We start from the raw sequence: 17,035 nt of genomic DNA, 5'->3' as shown, positions 1-17,035 counted from the left end.
CGCTCGGCAACCCTTGGACAGGCGCCGAATTCGCGCTACGGAAAGGCATCATGACCAGCACCGCCTTATTCCCGATGACCGCCACCGCGACGCCCACGCCGGCGGCGGTCCGCGCGGCGCGGCTGGTCGATCCCGGTTTCGGCCGCGTCTTCACCGACCATATGGCATGTGCACGGTTTGATGCGGACCAGGGCTGGCGCGGCCTGGAGATCGTCGAGCGCCGGCCGCTGGCGATCGATCCGGCCTGCGCCGTGCTGCATTATGCGCAGGAGATCTTCGAGGGACTGAAGGCCTATCGCACCGTCGATGGCGGGACCGCGCTGTTCCGTCCCGCCGCCAATGCCCGCCGCTTCCAATTGTCCGCGCGGCGGCTGGCGATGCCCGAATTGCCCGAGGACATGTTCGTCGAATCCTGCCGCGCGCTGGTTCGCGCCGAGCGCGACTGGATTCCGGCGATCGAGGGCGGTGCCCTGTACCTGCGCCCGTTCATGGTCGCGAGCGAGACGTTCCTGGGGGTCAAGCCATCGGCCGAGCACCTCTATATGGTTCTTGCCGTGTCGGTCGGCCCCTATTTCAAGGGGGCGAAGGCGGTGTCGATCTGGGCCTCGGAGAACTATACGCGCGCCGCGCCCGGCGGGACCGGCGCGGCCAAGTGCGGCGGAAATTACGCCGCCAGCCTGGTCGCCCAGGCGGAAGCCATCGCCCGGGGCTGTGATCAGGTCGTGTTCCTGGACGCGATCGAGCGCCGCTATGTCGAGGAACTCGGCGGCATGAACGTGTTCTTCGTGTTCGACGACGGATCGATCGCCACCCCCCCGCTCAGCGACACGATCCTGGCCGGGATCACCCGCGATTCGCTGCTCACGCTGGCGCGCGGGCGCGGCATGACGGTGCGTGAGGAGCGATATTCGCTGGAACAATGGCGCGCCGACGCCGCAAGCGGTCGGCTGACCGAGGCCTTTGCGTGCGGCACCGCGGCGGTCGTCACGCCGATCGCCCACGTGAAGGCGCAATCGGGCGACTTCGCGATCGGCTCGGGCGGGCCCGGGCAAGTGTCGTCATCGCTGCGCGACGCGCTGCTCGCGGTTCAGAAGGCAGCGGCGCCCGATCCGCACGCGTGGCTGGACCGGCTCGACTGACCCTTCACACCCGCGCTGGCCCCGCTATAAGCCCGCGCTTCGTTGGGGCGTCGCCAAGCGGTAAGGCAGCGGCTTTTGATGCCGCCATTCGCAGGTTCGAATCCTGCCGCCCCAGCCAAGCCGCCGGTCATATCTCGCAAACGCGCCAAGACCCATCTGGCGCGGCGAGGCTGGCGCGATACCCTTGGGGAGTGTCAAATCTCCTCCAAGCGCTCAAGCGCAAGCACGAAGCGATCATCTCCGACATCAAGGCTGTCGAGAAAACGATCAAGACCACGCACAAGCACATGGAAAGCCTGCCAGAGCGCGAGGAAGCGCTGGCGCGGCTTGAAGATCAGCTTGCCCATGTCCTCGCGGTCATCCGCAAACGCATATGAGTCCCCGCATGCGCCCGGCTGGTGCCGGGACGGTTAGTCACCCGCGAACACGGGTAAGCACGCCCCGCCTATTCAGCCTTGCGACCTGTTGTATTCGACGGGCCGCCCGACATGGCGGACCGGTGTTCGGCGCATGAAGCGCACCCTGCTCCGGTGACTAAGCCATTTCAGGGCAGGCCGGTTGTATGTCGCTAGGGTTCCAGATGGCAGCCTGGTGTCGCGGCCTCGAACACCTTCCCTTAACCGCGTGATGTTAAGGAACCCGTCGAACAGAAAGGCGCAACTATGGGATATTTAATCGGCTGGCTGGTTGGTTCGCTCATCGCCTGTTATCTCGTTTATTCGCTGCTCCATTGGGCTGTTTTCAAACGAGTCATCGCCGACCGGCTGTTTAGCCATGTAGCAGCGGCAGGTGCGACATATCCGTTGGGCGCGACGCTCTATGGCCTTAGCGAGGCAAATGGCGGTCCGTTTCGGACAGATGCGTTCGTTAGCTACCTAGTGCCTTCGCTCATCATCTTCGCATTGGCATTCAAGAAAGGTCGGGACGCGCAGCGTGAGGCCGAAAACGGCTCCGTCGGCGCTGTATTCCAGTGATAAATAAAGCTGGCGGCCCTTGGACAGGTGCCGATTTCGATCGGATGATCGACGACCGCAGCCGATGGCTCGGCGAGGTCGCTTCGATCGAAGCGGGTAACCCACCTTCCGTGCGTCGCGTTGAGAGCGGCTTTGTGTTGGACACTGCCGTCGCCGATGTTGCTCACATGAGACGGAACGTAGCCGAGCTTGAAGAAATACTCCGGCAAAATGGCGTCGCTTTTGACGCTTAAGCAACATCGCTGCGTTTAGGCGCGTTTGCGAGATATGAGCGCGCGCAACCCTGGCGGGCGTGCCGTGCTTCTCTGTGGTGCGGGAAGCGCCGACCTTATGGATCGGTCCGCCGCCGACGATGAGCAATGCACCGCTCCCGACGAACTTGAACAGATGCAGGCGATCGCCGCCGCTTCGACGTCGCCGAACGCGACGCCCGCAATCGCACGCTGGGCCGCGCGGGCGAAGAGCGCATCGTTCTCCACGAACGATCATCCCTGGTTGCCGCTGGTCGCGACGACCTGGCCAAGCGCGTGCGCTGGATATCAGAAGAGGATGGCGCCGGCGCCGGCTATGACATCGCCAGCTTTGAGATGGACGGCCGGTCGCGCCTGATCGAAGTGAAGACCACCAACGGGTGGGAGCGAACGCCCTAGCCGTAACGAGCTTGCCGTTTCGGAAGAGCGGCGGCGCGACTGGTGCCTGGTTCGCCTGTGAAACTTCGCCCGCGAGCCGCGCGCGTTCGAACTTCGCTCACCGCTGGAGGCCCATGTCTCGCTGATGCCGACCAGCTTTCAGGCGAGCTTCAATGCGTAGCGCCGCCGAAGTCGTCGAGGTATTCTGACGCGGGCCGCACGCCTGTCAGCAGTAGGTGCTCCCGGGCGCGGGTACAGGTGACGTAGAGAAGGCGCCGCTCCGTCTCGTAGATTTCGTCCAGCTCGGCTTCGTCGGCGGCATCGGCGATGCGGTCGTCGAGCGGCAATATTCCCTGATCGCACGCCATCACCACGACCGCGCGGAACTCCAGCCCCTTGGCGAGGTGCATCGGGGCTGTCGTGATCGCGTCGGCATCGGCAATGCTGCGTAAGGCGGCCCGCGCCCGCGCGATCAGCTCGGGCGTGCGGACGAAGGTGCCGATCTCGTGTGCGGCGACGCCGTCGGCCAGCCAGCCGGCGACGACGGTGCCGACGGCCTTCGCCTCGTCGTCGGCGGTGGCGAAGGTTTCGACCTGCGGCGCCGGCCCGTCGAACACCGACACGATGCCGCGCCGCTCGTCCTCCAGGCCATCGACGTCGCGCAGCACGACCGGCAGCAGGTGATCGGCGGCCTGCCTGATCTGCTGCGAGGTGCGGTAGCAGACCTTGAGCGTGTGCGACCGGCCGCGCACCTCGACGCCCAGGCTCGACCAGGAATAGGGGTGCTGGAAGATGCGCTGGCCCATATCGCCGGCGAGGAACAGCGCGTCAGGGCCAGCGGGCGCCAGTGCGGCGAAGAAGCGCAGCGCGGCCGGCGCGAGATCCTGGGCCTCGTCGAGGATGATGTGGTCGAACGGCTTGCGGGACCGGTCAGCCAGCGCGTCCGTGAGCCCGGTGAATACCTGTGCCCAGGTCGTGTAGCGTTCCGCTGCCAGCGCCGAGCGCACCGTCTCGAACACCGGCCACAGCCGTTCCCGCTGGTTCGGGCCAATCCGGCTCTTGCGCCCTATGCGCTGCACCGTCGCATAGGCGTCGAACGTCGTGATGCCCCAGGCGTCGATGACGTTGGTCCATTCCGACACTAGGAACCGGTCGGAAAAGCCCTTCAGCTGCGCAGCCTTGGCCGCTTCCGCCAGCCGCTCGCGCAACACCGCGTCCGACGCGATACGCGGACGGACGCCGTGTTCGAGCTGGTGCATCTGCTCGGCAATGCCCCGGAACGAGGCTGTCGTAATGCGCGGGACGATGCCGCCCATCTCGGGCGCGAGCACCAGCAGCTTCTTCGCCATCGCATCGGCGAGCGGCTGCGAGAAGCTGGCGAGCAGGATGCGCGCGTCCGGGTTCTCGCGGGCCAGTCGCACCGCGCGGTGGATCGCGACGATGGTCTTGCCCGTGCCGGCCGACCCGGCGACGCGCGCGGGCCCGGCGAAGCTGCGATCGGTAAGATCTCGCTGCGACGGGTGGAGGAAGACGCCCCATTTCTCCCACGGGAATGCCAGCGCCTGTTCGAGTTCCCCCTGATCCGCGATCGGACGGATGCGGCGCAGCGCGTCGGGGTGCGCGAATGGATCGGCCGTGGCCGGTGCCGGTGTAACGGTCGGCAGCGCGCCGGTCGCCGCATATTCCAGCAGCGCCTCGGACGCCTCGCCAGGCAGATGCTCGGCCAGCGCGAAAAAGCTGTCCTCGGTCGCGGCGCGCACATCCGCGAGCCAGTCCGCCGGCACGCCGATCGACAGCAGGGCGTCATCGCCAAGCGAGGCGAACAACTGCGGTTGCGGGACAGCGGGCGCAGCTTCGGGAATGACGAAGTCGAACGTTTGGGGCGGCGCGATGTTCTCGACCCGCTCACGCACCTCGACGATCTGGACCGCGCCGGTACGCGGATGTGCCTCGATCCGCCGACGTTCGGCCCAGGCATAGGCGTCGTCGTGATGATCGACATAGGCGACCAGCATCGAATCGCCGGTCTTGTGGACGATCAGCCGAACGTCGCGATTGACCCGTGCCGACCAGAAATTCTGGTCCTTGCTCTTGTCGATGCGGTGCAGTTGCAGCCCGTTGCCGGTCGGGTCCATTTGCAGGTCGAATACGCTGGCCTTCACCGCCTTCTGGTCCTGACTTGTCAGACGGTTGAACGCGGCGGTGAAAGTGTCAGCGATTAGGAAGTTCATGGGGCGGGTTTGGGGATTTGGGATTGGGGATTGGCGAGCTTGCCGATCAGTGTTTGCAGCATTCGCCCGAGCACATCGGCGTCGGCGAGCAGCGGCTCAATCACGTCGGGTGAGACGATGCCGACGCGGCTGGCCAAGATCAGATGGGTTTCCAGTTCCTTTAGCGATCCGTGCCCAATCCGGAGAAAGTTTGCGTAAGCTGCTCGGGTGGCGCGGCCATGACCTTCGGCAATGTTTGCCGGGATCGAGGCGGCGGCGCGGCGCGACTGAGAGGTCAGGCCAAAGCGCTCGTCAGCCGGGAACAAGCGGGTCAACACGTAGACCTGCTCAGCCAATGCCATGCCGCGTTGCCAGACCCGCAGGTCACGATAGCTCCGAACCTCGTCCAATCCCCAATCCCCAATCCCTACACCCTAAACACCTTCATCACCTCGTCGCCGAAGTGGTTGATGACCTTCACCGCGATCCGGCCGCCGGTCGGGCGCTCGAACGGGCGTGACGTGTCCGAATACAGCGTCGCCCACGCGTTTTCGTCGATTTCGGCCTGGAGCGCGGTCTTGAGGCTCTTGTACGGGTCGTTCGCGCCCAGGAAATAGGCGTGGCGGACGAAGAAGCTCTCTTCGTTATAGTCGGTGTCGATGAACCAGGCGGCGATGCCCTTGGTGTCGCTAGAGCGGATGTCGCCGGTGTTGGGGTCGAACACGTCGACGCCGTTCACTTTCACGCGGATCGTCGCGCCGCCGTCGTCGATCACCTGCACGTCAGGCTCGCCGAAGACGACGAACATGTTGCCGCGGCCGGTGTTCTTCAGCTCCTCCGACATATGCATGTCGGGGTTGATCCTCGCCTTCAGGATGGTGAGGCTGCCAAGCTTGTCGAGCTCGGACGAATGCGCGTCGAAGTTGAAAGCGCAGGCGATCAACACGTCGAAGCGGTTGTCCACCGCCTCGCGCGCGGCGGCGACCAGGTCCTGCCGACCGACGGTGCCATATTCGGGGCCGATCAGGATCGCGGCGCGGCGTTCGGGGCCATCCTCGCCTTCGATAAACGTCGCGGTGGCGCCGATGAAATCGCCGGGCCAAGGAGCGATGCTCTCGAAGGTGATGCGGTCGCCCTTTGCCTGCTGCTTGACGCCCTCGGCCTTGAGATAGTCGATGACGATGGCGGCGAAGTCACCCCCCGCGAGATCGGCGTCGGCGGGCGAACGAGCGCCGTCGGCGGCGTCGATCGTCTCGATCAACGCCTCCTCGCTGGCGGGAAGGACGCGGTGCGGCGACAGGCTCTCGACCGTGAACGGCCCGGCGACGCGGACGCGGGCGGCGTCGGTGTAGGGTTTGTCGTAGAGATATTCCACATCGGCGCGAGCGGCGATGCTGGCGTCGATCTCGCGTTGGCGGGCGATGCGTGTTTCCCACCATTTTGAGTGCGGCGCGGCGGCGGCGGGCGGGGCGGTGGCGGGCAGTTCGCGCGGAATTTGCCATTCCTCCCACGTCTCGCCGGTCGCGGCGTTGAGTTCGGCACGGAGCGGTTCAAGCACCGCCTGCCACTTTTCCCAGATGTCATCGATCAGCGGGTTGTTGGCGATCGACTTGAGCGTGATGTGCGGCACGCGCTCATAAACGAAGCCTTGGCGGATATCGTCGCGGACCGGCGTTTCGGGCGGCATCGTCTGGGTTAGGGCGGCTTCCTTGGCGCGGCCCTCGCGGCTGTCAGCCAAGAGATACCAAGGATAGCGCGCCGCCATCAGCCGCGTGCGAGCGAGCGTTAGCGCGACGCGGCTGGTGTCTACAGTAATCCAGCGCCGGCCCCATTGCTCGGCGACATAGGCGGCGGTGCCAGAGCCACAAGTGGGATCGAGAACGAGGTCGCCGGGATCGGTCGCCATTAAGATACAGCGTTGAACTGCCTTAGTGCCGCTCTGCACGACATAGACCTTGGGGTCAGTGAAACTGCCAGTCCCAGTGTCCATCCAAATGTTGCGAAGCGGAACAGATATGTAGTCGGAAAGCATCCGAACGTATGCAAGTGACGATCCAGAAACGATTACCCGCCGTGCCTTCTGGAGCCGTTCCATGCCGCGGGGTGGTGTGGCCCACTGACGCTTGCCGACGGGGAAAGGCTGCCCTTCAAAGTGTGCCGTATATCGCGTTGTCGCTGCCTGTGTTTGAGACGTGAGTTGGTCAATACGAAAAAGCTCAGGATTCGATTCTACATCGATCTCGGACGGCGAGCGATTCCGGTGGAAAGTCCCATCACTGGTCCGAGTATGCCGATATAGAGCCTCCGTCGATCCGCCGCTCTTTTCCAACAATAATGGTCGATACTTGGTCGCCTTTCGATTTCGGCCATACCACAGAATGTAATCTGCTGTGCTGTCAATGTATTCCGCAGACGAACTGGTCGTCGTGGAATTCACCAGTTCAGCTATGACGTTTTCTGGCCCAAATACCTCATCCATCACCGCCCGCACGCGGTGCACATTCTCGTCACCGATCTGCACGAAGATCGAGCCGCTCTCGGTCAGCAGGTCGCGCATCGCGGTCAGGCGGTCGCGCAGATAGGTCAGGTAGCTGTGGATGCCGTCCTTCCAAGTGTCACGGAACGCCTTCACCTGTTCGGGCTCGCGGCTGATGTCGGTCTGCTTGCCGTCCTTCACGTCGCGCGACTGGGTGCTGACCTGCCAATTCGAGTTGAACTTGATGCCATAGGGCGGGTCGAAATAGATGCACTGCACCTTTCCCCTCAGGCTCTCGCGCTCGGACAGGCTGGCCATCACCTGCAAGCTGTCGCCCAGGATCATGCGGTTCGACCAATGCTGATCGTGCTGGTAAAATTCGGCGCGTTGATCGGGCTCGATGCCGTTGAAGTCGGCGAACAGGTCGGGCGCGTCGGTGGTGGCCTCGCGCGCCTCGGCGGTGCGGCGCTTCAGATCGTCGATGATCGCCTTGGGGTGGATCTTTTCCTGGATGTAGAGCGGCGGCACGTTGACGATCAGGTCGGACCAGTCCTGCCGGTCCTTGCCGCGCCAGACGAGCTGCGCGTCGGCCAGCGTCAGCGTGCCGGTCTCGGCGAGCGTCGCCTGCTGTTCCGGCGTGATCGTGATCCGCGCCCCGTTCCAGATGATCTCGGGCACGCTGACTTCCTCTTCGGTTCGGGTCTCGCCCTCGGCCAGCGGCCGTGCGCGGGGATAATGTTTGGGCGGCAGCGGATCGGTGTCCTCGACCCGGCGGAAGAAGCTCTCCATCTCCGCCGTCGGAATGTTCCGCCGCGTCGCCTCGTCATGACGCAGCGCGCCGACCTGTTTCGGGGTGCCGGGCTTGCGGGCCATCAGGCTGCGTCCTCCTGCACTTCGTCTGCGGCAGGTGCAGTCCCGCGGGGTTTGGGCAATCCGGAGTGTAGCCCGTCGATATGCTCGTAAAGGTCGTCATTGACCTTCTGCCACATGGGATCGAGCACGAACTGCAACCCCTCGTGGCGCGCCAGCTTTGCAGCTGGCACGAAGTCACTGTCACCTGCGACCAGCACGATCGTCTTGGCCAATTTTTTCAAAGTTAGCGAAGCAATATCGAGACCGATCCGCATATCTACGCCCTTCTGGCGAAGATCGAGCGCGACGTGATGAGCTTCGATCGCACCCCACTGTGTTTGCAATTTTCGCAGTTCCTCCACCTTATCGCCTGGGAGGTTCAGCGAGCCATCGGCCAACGGATGTTCTAAGTCGATCGCGTCCAGAACGGACTGCGTCGCGAGCAGTTTCTGGAGTCTGTTGCCTGTCAGCCCCCACCCGCCGACGCGATTCACCTTGCCGAGCCGCAGCGCGACGTTTCGCTGCTTCTTCAACAGATCGAACATCTCGCGCTGAAAAACAGCGCGGTCGCTCTTTCCAAAATCGATCTGGCGGTTTGTCAGCGGATGATGCGCCTGCCCCTCAAAGGGGTGCGCGTCATAATAAAAGATGCGGTAGACGTGCTTGTGCCAGTTGGGATCGCCATCGCCGGTCAGCTTTTCGACGTGCCGATGGCACATGAACCGGATCGAACCGACGACGTTGGCAGCCGTGGTGCGATGCTGCTCGCTCACCAGCTTGGGGAGGCGCTTGGCAAAAAAGCCGCCGTCGATCAGGATCGCGATCTCGCGGCTCATATGCCCGCTCCATTCGACAGGCACAAAAAAGCCCCAGGATTTCGGTAACGTCCTGAATGGTCGGACGAACCTACTCTCAAGGGGCGGATGTGAGGCTTAGGTAGGGGGAAATACCCTACCATGCAATTAAAAACCTCGCATTTCGGAGATCGCAGTCATGCGCGCACCCCGTCGATTAGCTTCGTGACGAGCGCCGCGAACTCATCCTCCGTTGTGTAAGGATCGGTGAACTCGGCGAAGGCCCAGCGGCCGTAGCCGCCGAGCGCGTTGACGCCGGGCACCCACAGGTCGCGCGCGGTCTGCGCCTTGGCCTTGTCGCTCTCGTCGCGCTGGCCCTTCATCTCGAGCACGAGGTTAAGCGGTTCGCCATCGGTCTCGAGTCGGACGAGGAAGTCGGGCAGGTAGCGCCGCATCGCGCCGCCATCGAGATAGGGGATTTCGAAGCCGAGCGCCTGGTTCTTGGCGTAGGCGAGTACGCGCGGGTGCCCCTCCAGCGCCTGGGCCAGCGCAACTTCCCAGCTCGAATCCTTGACGACGTGGCTTATCTGCGAGCGCGGCGGCTGGGCGCCGGTCTTCCAGCATTCCTTGGTGGTGATGAAGTTGACGTGCCGGGTCGATCCGCTGGGGTTGTAGGGATCGAGCACCGCGACGACGTGCCCGCCCCCGCCGCGCGTACACGCGATGTCGATCTTCTCGGCCGCGCGGGCGAGCTGTTCCTGATACAGGATCGCGCCAATCGGCACGCCGTTCGTCACCAGATAGCCCTCGTCGATCCAGCGCCGCGCCAGCCGCTGGATCTGCGGGAACAGGTGCTGCTTGGGGAAGCCGTCCTCGTCGCGGAAGTGCGTGTAGAGCAGGTGCTTGGCGAGGTTGAAGCTGATCTCCGACGGGCGCAATTGGGCCAGCACCTCGGGCGTGATGGTGACGCCGGCGCCGACGATGCCCTCCATCGTCACAGAGGTCGGGCCGATATCCTCGGGGGTGATGACGAGGCGGCTGTCCTCGCCGAACTCGGCGTTCAGCAGTTCGGACGGCAGCTCGCGGCGATAGCCGCTCACACGCGGGAAGCGGATTTCGAGGTCGGCGCGCTCGGCGATGGCGTGGACGCGGGTGACGGGCCTGGGCGGCTTGGGATCGACCTTCTGGGGCGAGCGCGCGAAGTCGAACGGGATGCCCATGATGTCGGCATATTCGACGTCGAACAGCCCATCCTTGTTGAGCTCGTAGGACTGGCGACGCAAGCCGCGGCCGACCACCTGCTCGCACAGCAGCTGCGTGCCGAACGCGCGGACGCCGAGGATGTGGGTGACGGTGTTGGTGTCCCAGCCTTCGGTCAGCATCGACACCGAGACGACGCAGCGGATCTGCTCGCCGAGCCGGCCGGCCCGCCCGACGGTATTCATCACCTCGCGCAGCAGGTCCCCCTCGTTGACCTCGCCCTTCACCGCGCCGGCCCCTTCACGCGCGGCGAGTTCGCGCTTGAACTGCTCGATCTCGGCCGAAGCTGCTTCCTTGAAGCCCTTGTCCAGCGCCTCGCCGGCTTCGAGCTGGCGGGAATCGATCAGCAAGGTACGTGGTTTCGGCAGCCGGCCGCCGTGCTCGTCGTAATTGCGGAACAATTCGAGATGGCCGGCGTGGAAGGCGGCGCGCTCGCCCGCCTCGGCATCGCCGCGCTCGAACCCGGCGATCCATTCGAACACCAGCTTCGAGATGGCGGTGTTCTGGCAGACGACGATAAACACCGGGGGAACACCGATCCCAGCCCGCTGCCACCGCTCGAATTCGCCGGCATAATGGCTGTAGAGCGAGTTGAGCGCGGTGAGCAGCAGGGGATTGAGGTCGAACGGGCTGAGCTTGTTGGCGCCGGCGGTCGACTTCGGCATCGACTTGCCGATGTGCTTCCACAGGTCGCGGTAGACGACGGTGTCGGTCTGCACGAGATTGTCGGTGACCGGCACGCGCGGCAGCTTGACGATGCCGCTTTCGATCGCGTCCATCAGGCTGAAGTCGGACACGACCCACGGGAACAAAGTTCCTTCGTTATAGCCGGAACCGCGCAGGAAGAACGGGGTCGCCGACAGATCATAGACGGCGCGGACGCCGCCGCTGCGCTTGCCCTTCTTGAGCTGGCGGTCGAGCGCCTCGATCCCGTTGATCCACAGCCGCGCGGCTTCCTCGTTCTGCTCGGCTTCCTTCTTATCGTCGCCGGTCAGCGCGCCCTCGGCATCGCCGCCGACCTTGTGGCGGTAGCAATGGTGCGCCTCGTCGTTGATGACGTTGACGCGCTCGAACCGCAGCAGTTTGCCGCACGCGCGGTCGAGCATCTGCGCGTCGGTCTCGATCGTCCGCACCGGCTCGGGATCGTTGCCCTGCAGGAAGCTGCGCGCCGCCTTGGGCATCGCCAGCGTCTCGCGATGCTGAAACGCATGGTAGTTGGTGATGACGATTTCGGCGCGGCGGATTTCGGGCAGCATTTCCGGCGGCACGATCTCACGCGTATCGTAGTAATTGCCGGGCTCGCTCGGCAATAGCACGCGCAGCCGATCCTTGATCGTGATGCCTGGCGCGACGATCAGGAAGGCGCGGGAGAAATTCCTGGTCTCCTTGCGCGCGGCGTTGATCGCCTGCCACGCGATCAGCATCGCCATGACCGTGGTCTTGCCGCTGCCGGTCGCCATCTTCATGGCGAGGCGGAAGAGCGCCGGATTGGCCGTGGCGTTTTCGTCGGCAAGCTGTTTCATCAGCCGCTCGCCGACCGCGCGGTTCCTGCTGACCTCGGTCAACCAGATCATCGTCTCGACCGCTTCGATCTGGCAGAAGAACGGGCGGGGACCGGCCCATCCCTCCTTCGGCCGCCGCCAGTGCTCAAGCAGCCGCTGCGTCGCGGGCGTCACGCCCCAGTCGGCGGGATTGGGGATCGCCCGCCATGCGTCGACATAGCCGCGGATCTCGTTGATCTTGGCGTTTTCGGTATAGGTTTCGAGATCGAGCGACGCCTGCGCCGCAGCGGACTTCTTCCGCGAGGCTGGAACCGGCACGATGAACTTCGACGGCCGCCGTCCAGCGATCGGCTCGCCCTCGATCGGCTGGCCGGTGTCGTCGAGCGGGTGATAGAGCGACGGCGGCGCGTAAGGCGAGTTGAGAATTGGCCGTTCGTAGAAACTGTTCGCCACTAAAATCCGCCCCCTGCAAACACTTCATGCTCGACCGGGTCGAGTAATGTCAAAGCCGTTCCGGTCTCAGCATACGTCCTTGGAGTTCTGATCCGCGCCGAAATGGATTGTCACCGGCGGGCGATCACGTGGCATCGCCACGTCGCGCAGATCGAAGGGCGCATTGGCCAGTCCGTCGGCGAGCACCAGCCGTCCCGGTTGAGCGCCGTCCTCACACCTGACTGCACGATCGAGTTCGGGCCGGAGGAAGGGACGCTGAAACGCGCCAGCCATACGTTCGAACAGCGGCCCGTGAATCGAGCCGTCGATCCCACCGCCGATCAGGATCACCTGATAGGGGTAGCGTCTGTCTTCTTCCTGCTGGAACGATGCCCGCGCCGAGCCGAGCGTGTCCGCATAGACCCGATGCTCATAATAATGGGCCGCGGCGGCGCAATCGTCGTCGCTGGCGCCCGCGCGGCGGTAAACCGCACAGGCGTCGGCGCCGAGCGGCTCGACACCGGCTGCGTAGATGCCGATGGGCCAGCGACTGTCGCCAAGCTGGAAGCTGGCAATGTCGAGCGTGGCCGACCCGCAATCGACGATCATGTGTGCGCCGCGGTGATAGCGTGGTCCGCTGCAATAGCCGGCAATGGCACCAGCAAGTTCGGTATGGAGATCGAAGGGCAGCGCGGGCGGGTCGCACAGCGTGCGAGCGATCCTGACCGCCTCCAGCGACAGTGTCGGCGCACAATCGACGAGCCGTGTCGCGGCGGCAACGACATCGGCGAAGACGGCGAACACCTTCTCGTCCGCCCGTGCGGCAACCGGCACGCCGAAGTTCACGGCACTGATCCGCGCCGACGGGTGTGTCTCCGCGACGGTACCGAGAACATAGGCGAGGTGCATCGCGAGAAACGCCGTCGCCGCTTCCGCCATGGTCACCGGCGAACCGCAGCACATGCGATGCCCGCGCCCCTCGATCAGCGCCGCCTTGAACCCTGCGAGAGGGCGAAGCCCATCGCGGGGCAACAGGCTGAAGGTCGTAGCGGACGGATCGAACCAGACGACCGTTGGCCAGAGATGGGGCACGCCGCCGCCGCACCAGGCGAGAGGGACCGGAACGGCCAACGCGCCCAGCGCACGGTCGAACGGCCATCGGACCACGGCCTTGGTGGCGCTGGTGCCGAAGTCGTGGCCGATATAGCCATCCGCGTCGGGATCGACGATGGCCTGCCTGACCGAAGCACCGAGGGCGACGCGGCGCTCGACCACGGTCCGCGTGTCGTCGTTTACGTCGTCCGGCGCCCGCTCGTCAGCGACGAAGCCCTCGAGGCTCGGGCGCAAGTTCGCGATGCGCCGAAAAGCGGCAGCGCCGAAGTCGTTCGACGGGGTAGCCGGGATGTCGGCGGCGGACGCACTCGTCGCAGGAGACAGGCCGGCCTGTTCATACGTCTTCTGAACGTTAGCCGCCGACATCTTGATGATCTGCTTCTTGGCCTTGGCTTTCCCCCCTGCGATCGCGCGGCGACCCTGCTCGGTCGGTGGTGGCACCACCCTTGCGCGACGGCGAACGGCTGCGGCCAGGTCGGCGGCCGATGCCGGGGCCGGTTTAGGCGGTGCAGCGGGCGTCATCGCCTTCAACAATTCCGCCAAGGCGTCGCCCCCCTTGCCGTCGCCCAATCGTCCGCCACCTCGTGCAGGCATCGTCCTCCCCCCTTATAAAATCGTGATGACGGCCATGCCGACCAGGCTGCGCTGGAACGAGAACCGTTCACGCGCCGTGGCAAGTTCGTCGCGACGATGGTCGAGCCGCGCCAGGAGCTTGTCGAGCTTGCCCTGCTCGGCCGGTATCAGCCGCAGCTTCCGCGGATCGCCGCTCGTCTTCCAGTCCCACAGCTTGGCCTCGGTATCGCGGATGCGCTTGTCGTGCTGCCGTTCGATACGGGCGATCCCCGTATCGGCCCGGTCGAAATGCCGCGCCTCCTCTTCATCGACGAAGCCGTCGAACGCGGCGTCGAGATCATCATCGCGCAGCGCGCTCATCGCCGCTACGGCATCGGCGGGCAGCCCGGCCCCGGCAGCACGGCCGTCGCGCAGTGCGACCTGCACCAGCTGCTCGGCCGCCGCAGCATCGAGCGCTTCGCCGCCAAGCATTCGGGCACCATAGGCGATCCGATCCACCCGCACGGCGCCGTCGACCGACCAGTGCTCGACCGCCGTGACATAGGATCCGCGCGGGAGCGGGATCGTCCCCGCCGGCAGCGCGATGCTTGCGGCGGGCTCGGCCACGACCTCGTGCGCGGCTTCCTTGCGCAGCGCCGCCGCGAGGCGAACGAGCGGATGCACCGTCGTGACCAGCTCGATCGATTTCGGCAGGTCGGGACGGCGCTCGAAAGCGGCGCGCAGGCGGGTTTCGCGGGTCAGCCGGGTGCGGAAACGTCCGCCCCGCACCAGGATGCGCCTGAGCGCCAAGTGGGCGGCTTCGCTGAGCCGGATATCGTAGAGCCCCTGTTCACCGGGGGCATCGACGATCTCCGACCCGGGATAGCGGCCGGCGATCGCCTCGTGAACATAATCGACCAGTTCGCCGGCGCCGACGCGGCGTTCCGGCCGATGGTTGTCGGCGATCTGGGCGAGGATCATGTCGCCATGCGCGATCAGCCCCGGCGCTTCCTCCTCCAGCGCCACGGTCTGCCGCTGGCGCTCGATCAGCGCCATCGCGCTGCGCTCCACCTCGCGTGTCCACTCATCCGGCGTGAGTTCGGGATCGAGCAGGCGTTGTTCCAGCCTGGTGATCTCCGCTCCCAGGATCGCCTCGAACGCGCCGAGCGTCTGCTCGATCTCTAGCAGCCTGCGATACAGGCGGTCGTAGACCTGCTCCTCGATCGTGTTGGCGGCGATCAGCGATACGACGGTGATGCGCGCCGCGCGTTGGCCGATACGGTCGATGCGGCCGATGCGCTGTTCCACCTTCATGGGGTTCCAGGGCAGGTCGTAGTTGATAAGCGCCCGGCAGAATTGCATGTCGAGACCTTCGCCGCCGACTTCAGACGTAAGTAGCACGCAAGGGTCCTCGCGCCGGGCGAACCGCGCGAGAACCTCGGTTCGATCTTCGGGGATGCCGCCGTGCATCAGCTCGACCGAAACTCCGGCGGCACGAAGGCGCTCGGCGAGATAGTCGAGCGTCACCCGGAAGCTGGAGAAGATGATGAGCCGGGAATCACCTGCTGCCTGCTGGCGCTCGATCGCTTCCCTCAGACAGTCAAACTTCGTGTCAATCGCCTCCAGCGCGGCGACCCGGGCGGGATCGTCGCACAGTGCGGCGAGCTTGGCGACCAGAGGGCCGGCTGCCTCGGCAGCCGCATCTGGGTCGTCGAGCGAAAGGTCGGCCGCCCTCCGCGCCCAATGCCGGCACGCCGCCGCGAGTGAGGAAGCGATCAAGCGCTGAGGCGTAGCGAGCAGAAAGCGTTCGGATGCCGCCAGCGACCAAGCATGTTCCCGAACAACGTCGGAAGCATCGTCGTAAAAGCTGCGCTCCTCATCGTTCATCGCCCAGCGTAGATGATTGACCTCGCGCTTGACCTGAAGCGCGTTCACGTCGCGCCTGCGGGTGCGATTAACCACCGAGCCGAGCAGCGACATTTCCTCCAGCTGTGCCGCGATCCGGGTTCTGACCGCATGGCTGTCTGTCACGCCTGGCTCGGCAAGTTCGCGCTGGAGATTGTCTAGTTGGCGGTCAATCTTCAGCAGTGCGCCACGTGGCAGGTCGCGCAGCGCCGCCAGCAGGTCTGCGAACGGCGTCCGGGGTTGCAGGGCAAGCTCGCGCGCGGCGACCAGCGGCCGGTTCTCGTCCGCGAGCAGATCGAAGGTGAAGGCATTGTCGAACGTGTCGGGGTCGAGCAGCGCCAGCAGGTTGCGCAGATCCTCGCTACGCAGGTTGATGGGCGTGGCGCTCAGCAACAGCTTGTAGTCGGCGACGTCCATGGCCAGCCTTGCGAAGGCGTGGCTCATCGTATCAGGGTTGCGCAGATGGTGCGCCTCGTCGAAGATCACGCAGTCGAACAGCGGCTCCTGCCCCTGCCGATCGGAAAGGAAGCGGGCCAGCTTGGCGCGCGAACCGTCCTCTTCGTCCTGCCAACCGCGTGGCGGCCGGACCGCGGATAGCGACGCGATCAGCGCGAAGCCGTCCGATCGCTCGCCCTCGCGCTTTAGATGGTCGAGCAGGTCGGTCGCATCGACGATCTTCGCATCGACCGAGAATTTCTGCCAAAGTTCCATCCGCCACTTGTCGGTCAGTGACTTGGGGCAGACCACTAGCAGGCGGTGACAATCGAAGCGGGCGACGAGTTCGGTCCAGATCAGTCCGGCCTCGATCGTCTTGCCGAGACCCACCTCGTCGGCGATCAACAGCCCCTGCGCCGGGGAAGCCAGCAACTTGACGACCGGCTTGAACTGATAGGCGTGAAACTCGGTATCAGTGACGTCCATGCTGTAGATGACATCGCGCAGCCGCCCGGTCAGTCGGTGGTGCAGCAGCGTCCGTCGCAACAGGTTGGGATCCGCGAAGCGCCCCGCCGCAAGATCGCCAAGGGGGTCGGGAGCGGCGGTGCCGGCGTCGAGCTGCGCTTCGGGAAGCATCCGCTTGCCGCTGCCATCCGCAAGCTGCACCTCGTAATAGGTGCGACCGCCCCTGCTTGCCGACGCGCCCGTGATCTGACCCGCGCAGGAAGGGTCATTACGAAGTCGAACGACAGTGCCGGGCGC

At 65.0% G+C, this 17,035-nt stretch carries 12 protein-coding genes and 1 tRNA gene; 5 read left to right on the top strand and 8 right to left on the bottom strand.

Annotated features, from left to right (window positions below; genetic code table 11):
• Positions 1-50: 50 nt before the first annotated feature.
• Positions 51-1,139, top strand: a complete 1,089-nt coding sequence (locus ACFE7K_RS01935) for a branched-chain amino acid aminotransferase (RefSeq protein WP_375396467.1) — start codon at positions 51-53, stop codon at positions 1,137-1,139.
• Positions 1,140-1,182: 43 nt separating this feature from the next.
• Positions 1,183-1,257: transfer RNA gene (locus ACFE7K_RS01930), tRNA-Gln, on the top strand.
• A 76-nt stretch (positions 1,258-1,333) separates the two neighbouring features.
• On the opposite strand, the gene ACFE7K_RS01925 is transcribed toward ACFE7K_RS01930, so the two are convergent.
• Entirely contained in the window at positions 1,334-1,486 is a 153-nt protein-coding gene (locus tag ACFE7K_RS01925; RefSeq protein ID WP_375396466.1) for a hypothetical protein, read from the bottom strand.
• 315 nt (positions 1,487-1,801) lie between these two features.
• Here ACFE7K_RS01925 and ACFE7K_RS01920 point away from each other — a divergent pair, with 315 nt between their 5' ends.
• Positions 1,802-2,113 carry a hypothetical protein gene (locus tag ACFE7K_RS01920; RefSeq protein WP_375396465.1) on the top strand — a complete coding sequence of 104 codons (312 nt, stop codon included), beginning with the start codon at positions 1,802-1,804 and terminating at the stop codon, positions 2,111-2,113.
• Positions 2,114-2,556: 443 nt separating this feature from the next.
• Positions 2,557-2,763 (top strand): DUF3883 domain-containing protein, encoded by a 207-nt coding sequence (locus ACFE7K_RS01915; protein WP_375396545.1) that lies wholly within the window; start codon positions 2,557-2,559, stop codon positions 2,761-2,763.
• Positions 2,764-2,912: 149 nt separating this feature from the next.
• Here ACFE7K_RS01915 and ACFE7K_RS01910 read toward each other — a convergent pair whose 3' ends face one another.
• From ACFE7K_RS01910 to ACFE7K_RS01900, 3 genes are read right to left on the bottom strand one after another with little or no spacing between them, the layout of a single operon-like run.
• The gene (locus tag ACFE7K_RS01910; protein WP_375396464.1) at positions 2,913-4,973 is read right to left on the bottom strand and encodes a UvrD-helicase domain-containing protein; all 2,061 of its coding nucleotides are present in this window, start codon (positions 4,971-4,973) and stop codon (positions 2,913-2,915) included.
• Positions 4,970-5,362, bottom strand: a complete 393-nt coding sequence (locus ACFE7K_RS01905; RefSeq protein WP_375396463.1) for a four helix bundle protein — start codon at positions 5,360-5,362, stop codon at positions 4,970-4,972. The genes ACFE7K_RS01910 and ACFE7K_RS01905 overlap by 4 nt, the downstream gene beginning before the upstream one ends.
• A gap of 17 nt (positions 5,363-5,379) precedes the next feature.
• A complete protein-coding gene (locus ACFE7K_RS01900; RefSeq protein WP_375396462.1) occupies positions 5,380-7,956 on the bottom strand; it encodes a site-specific DNA-methyltransferase in 2,577 nt (858 codons plus the stop codon).
• Positions 7,957-7,990: 34 nt separating this feature from the next.
• Between ACFE7K_RS01900 and ACFE7K_RS01895 the strand changes: the two genes are divergently transcribed.
• Complete coding sequence (locus ACFE7K_RS01895) at positions 7,991-8,164, top strand: hypothetical protein (RefSeq protein WP_375396461.1); 174 nt, start codon at positions 7,991-7,993, stop codon at positions 8,162-8,164.
• Between the two features lie 136 nt (positions 8,165-8,300).
• On the opposite strand, the gene ACFE7K_RS01890 is transcribed toward ACFE7K_RS01895, so the two are convergent.
• From ACFE7K_RS01890 to ACFE7K_RS01875, 4 genes are all read right to left on the bottom strand, one after another.
• Complete coding sequence (locus ACFE7K_RS01890; protein WP_375396460.1) at positions 8,301-9,116, bottom strand: NYN domain-containing protein; 816 nt, start codon at positions 9,114-9,116, stop codon at positions 8,301-8,303.
• 155 nt (positions 9,117-9,271) lie between these two features.
• On the bottom strand, positions 9,272-12,289 hold the full coding sequence (locus ACFE7K_RS01885; RefSeq protein ID WP_375396459.1) for a BPTD_3080 family restriction endonuclease: 3,018 nt from the start codon (positions 12,287-12,289) through the stop codon (positions 9,272-9,274).
• Positions 12,290-12,355: 66 nt separating this feature from the next.
• Positions 12,356-13,912 (bottom strand): hypothetical protein, encoded by a 1,557-nt coding sequence (locus tag ACFE7K_RS01880; protein WP_375396458.1) that lies wholly within the window; start codon positions 13,910-13,912, stop codon positions 12,356-12,358.
• Between the two features lie 75 nt (positions 13,913-13,987).
• Positions 13,988-16,909 carry a helicase-related protein gene (locus ACFE7K_RS01875; RefSeq protein ID WP_375396457.1) on the bottom strand — a complete coding sequence of 974 codons (2,922 nt, stop codon included), beginning with the start codon at positions 16,907-16,909 and terminating at the stop codon, positions 13,988-13,990.
• Between the last annotated feature and the right edge of the window lie 126 nt (positions 16,910-17,035).

The sequence above is a fragment of the uncultured Sphingomonas sp. genome, assembly GCF_964244265.1.
GTDB lineage: Bacteria > Pseudomonadota > Alphaproteobacteria > Sphingomonadales > Sphingomonadaceae > Sphingomonas.
Note: the sequence above shows the minus strand (reverse complement) of the source record. Positions and strands in the feature narration are given on the sequence as shown.

Bases quoted from the DNA above. Each gene is read 5' to 3' on its own strand.
- ACFE7K_RS01925 (WP_375396466.1), bottom strand. From the start codon at position 1,486: ATGGGCAAGCTGATCTTCAAGCCGCGCCAGCGCTTCCTCGCGCTCTGG.
- ACFE7K_RS01910 (WP_375396464.1), bottom strand. From the start codon at position 4,973: ATGAACTTCCTAATCGCTGACACTTTCACCGCCGCGTTCAACCGTCTG.
- ACFE7K_RS01935 (WP_375396467.1), top strand. From the start codon at position 51: ATGACCAGCACCGCCTTATTCCCGATGACCGCCACCGCGACGCCCACG.
- ACFE7K_RS01890 (WP_375396460.1), bottom strand. From the start codon at position 9,116: ATGAGCCGCGAGATCGCGATCCTGATCGACGGCGGCTTTTTTGCCAAG.
- ACFE7K_RS01875 (WP_375396457.1), bottom strand. From the start codon at position 16,909: ATGCTTCCCGAAGCGCAGCTCGACGCCGGCACCGCCGCTCCCGACCCC.
- ACFE7K_RS01920 (WP_375396465.1), top strand. From the start codon at position 1,802: ATGGGATATTTAATCGGCTGGCTGGTTGGTTCGCTCATCGCCTGTTAT.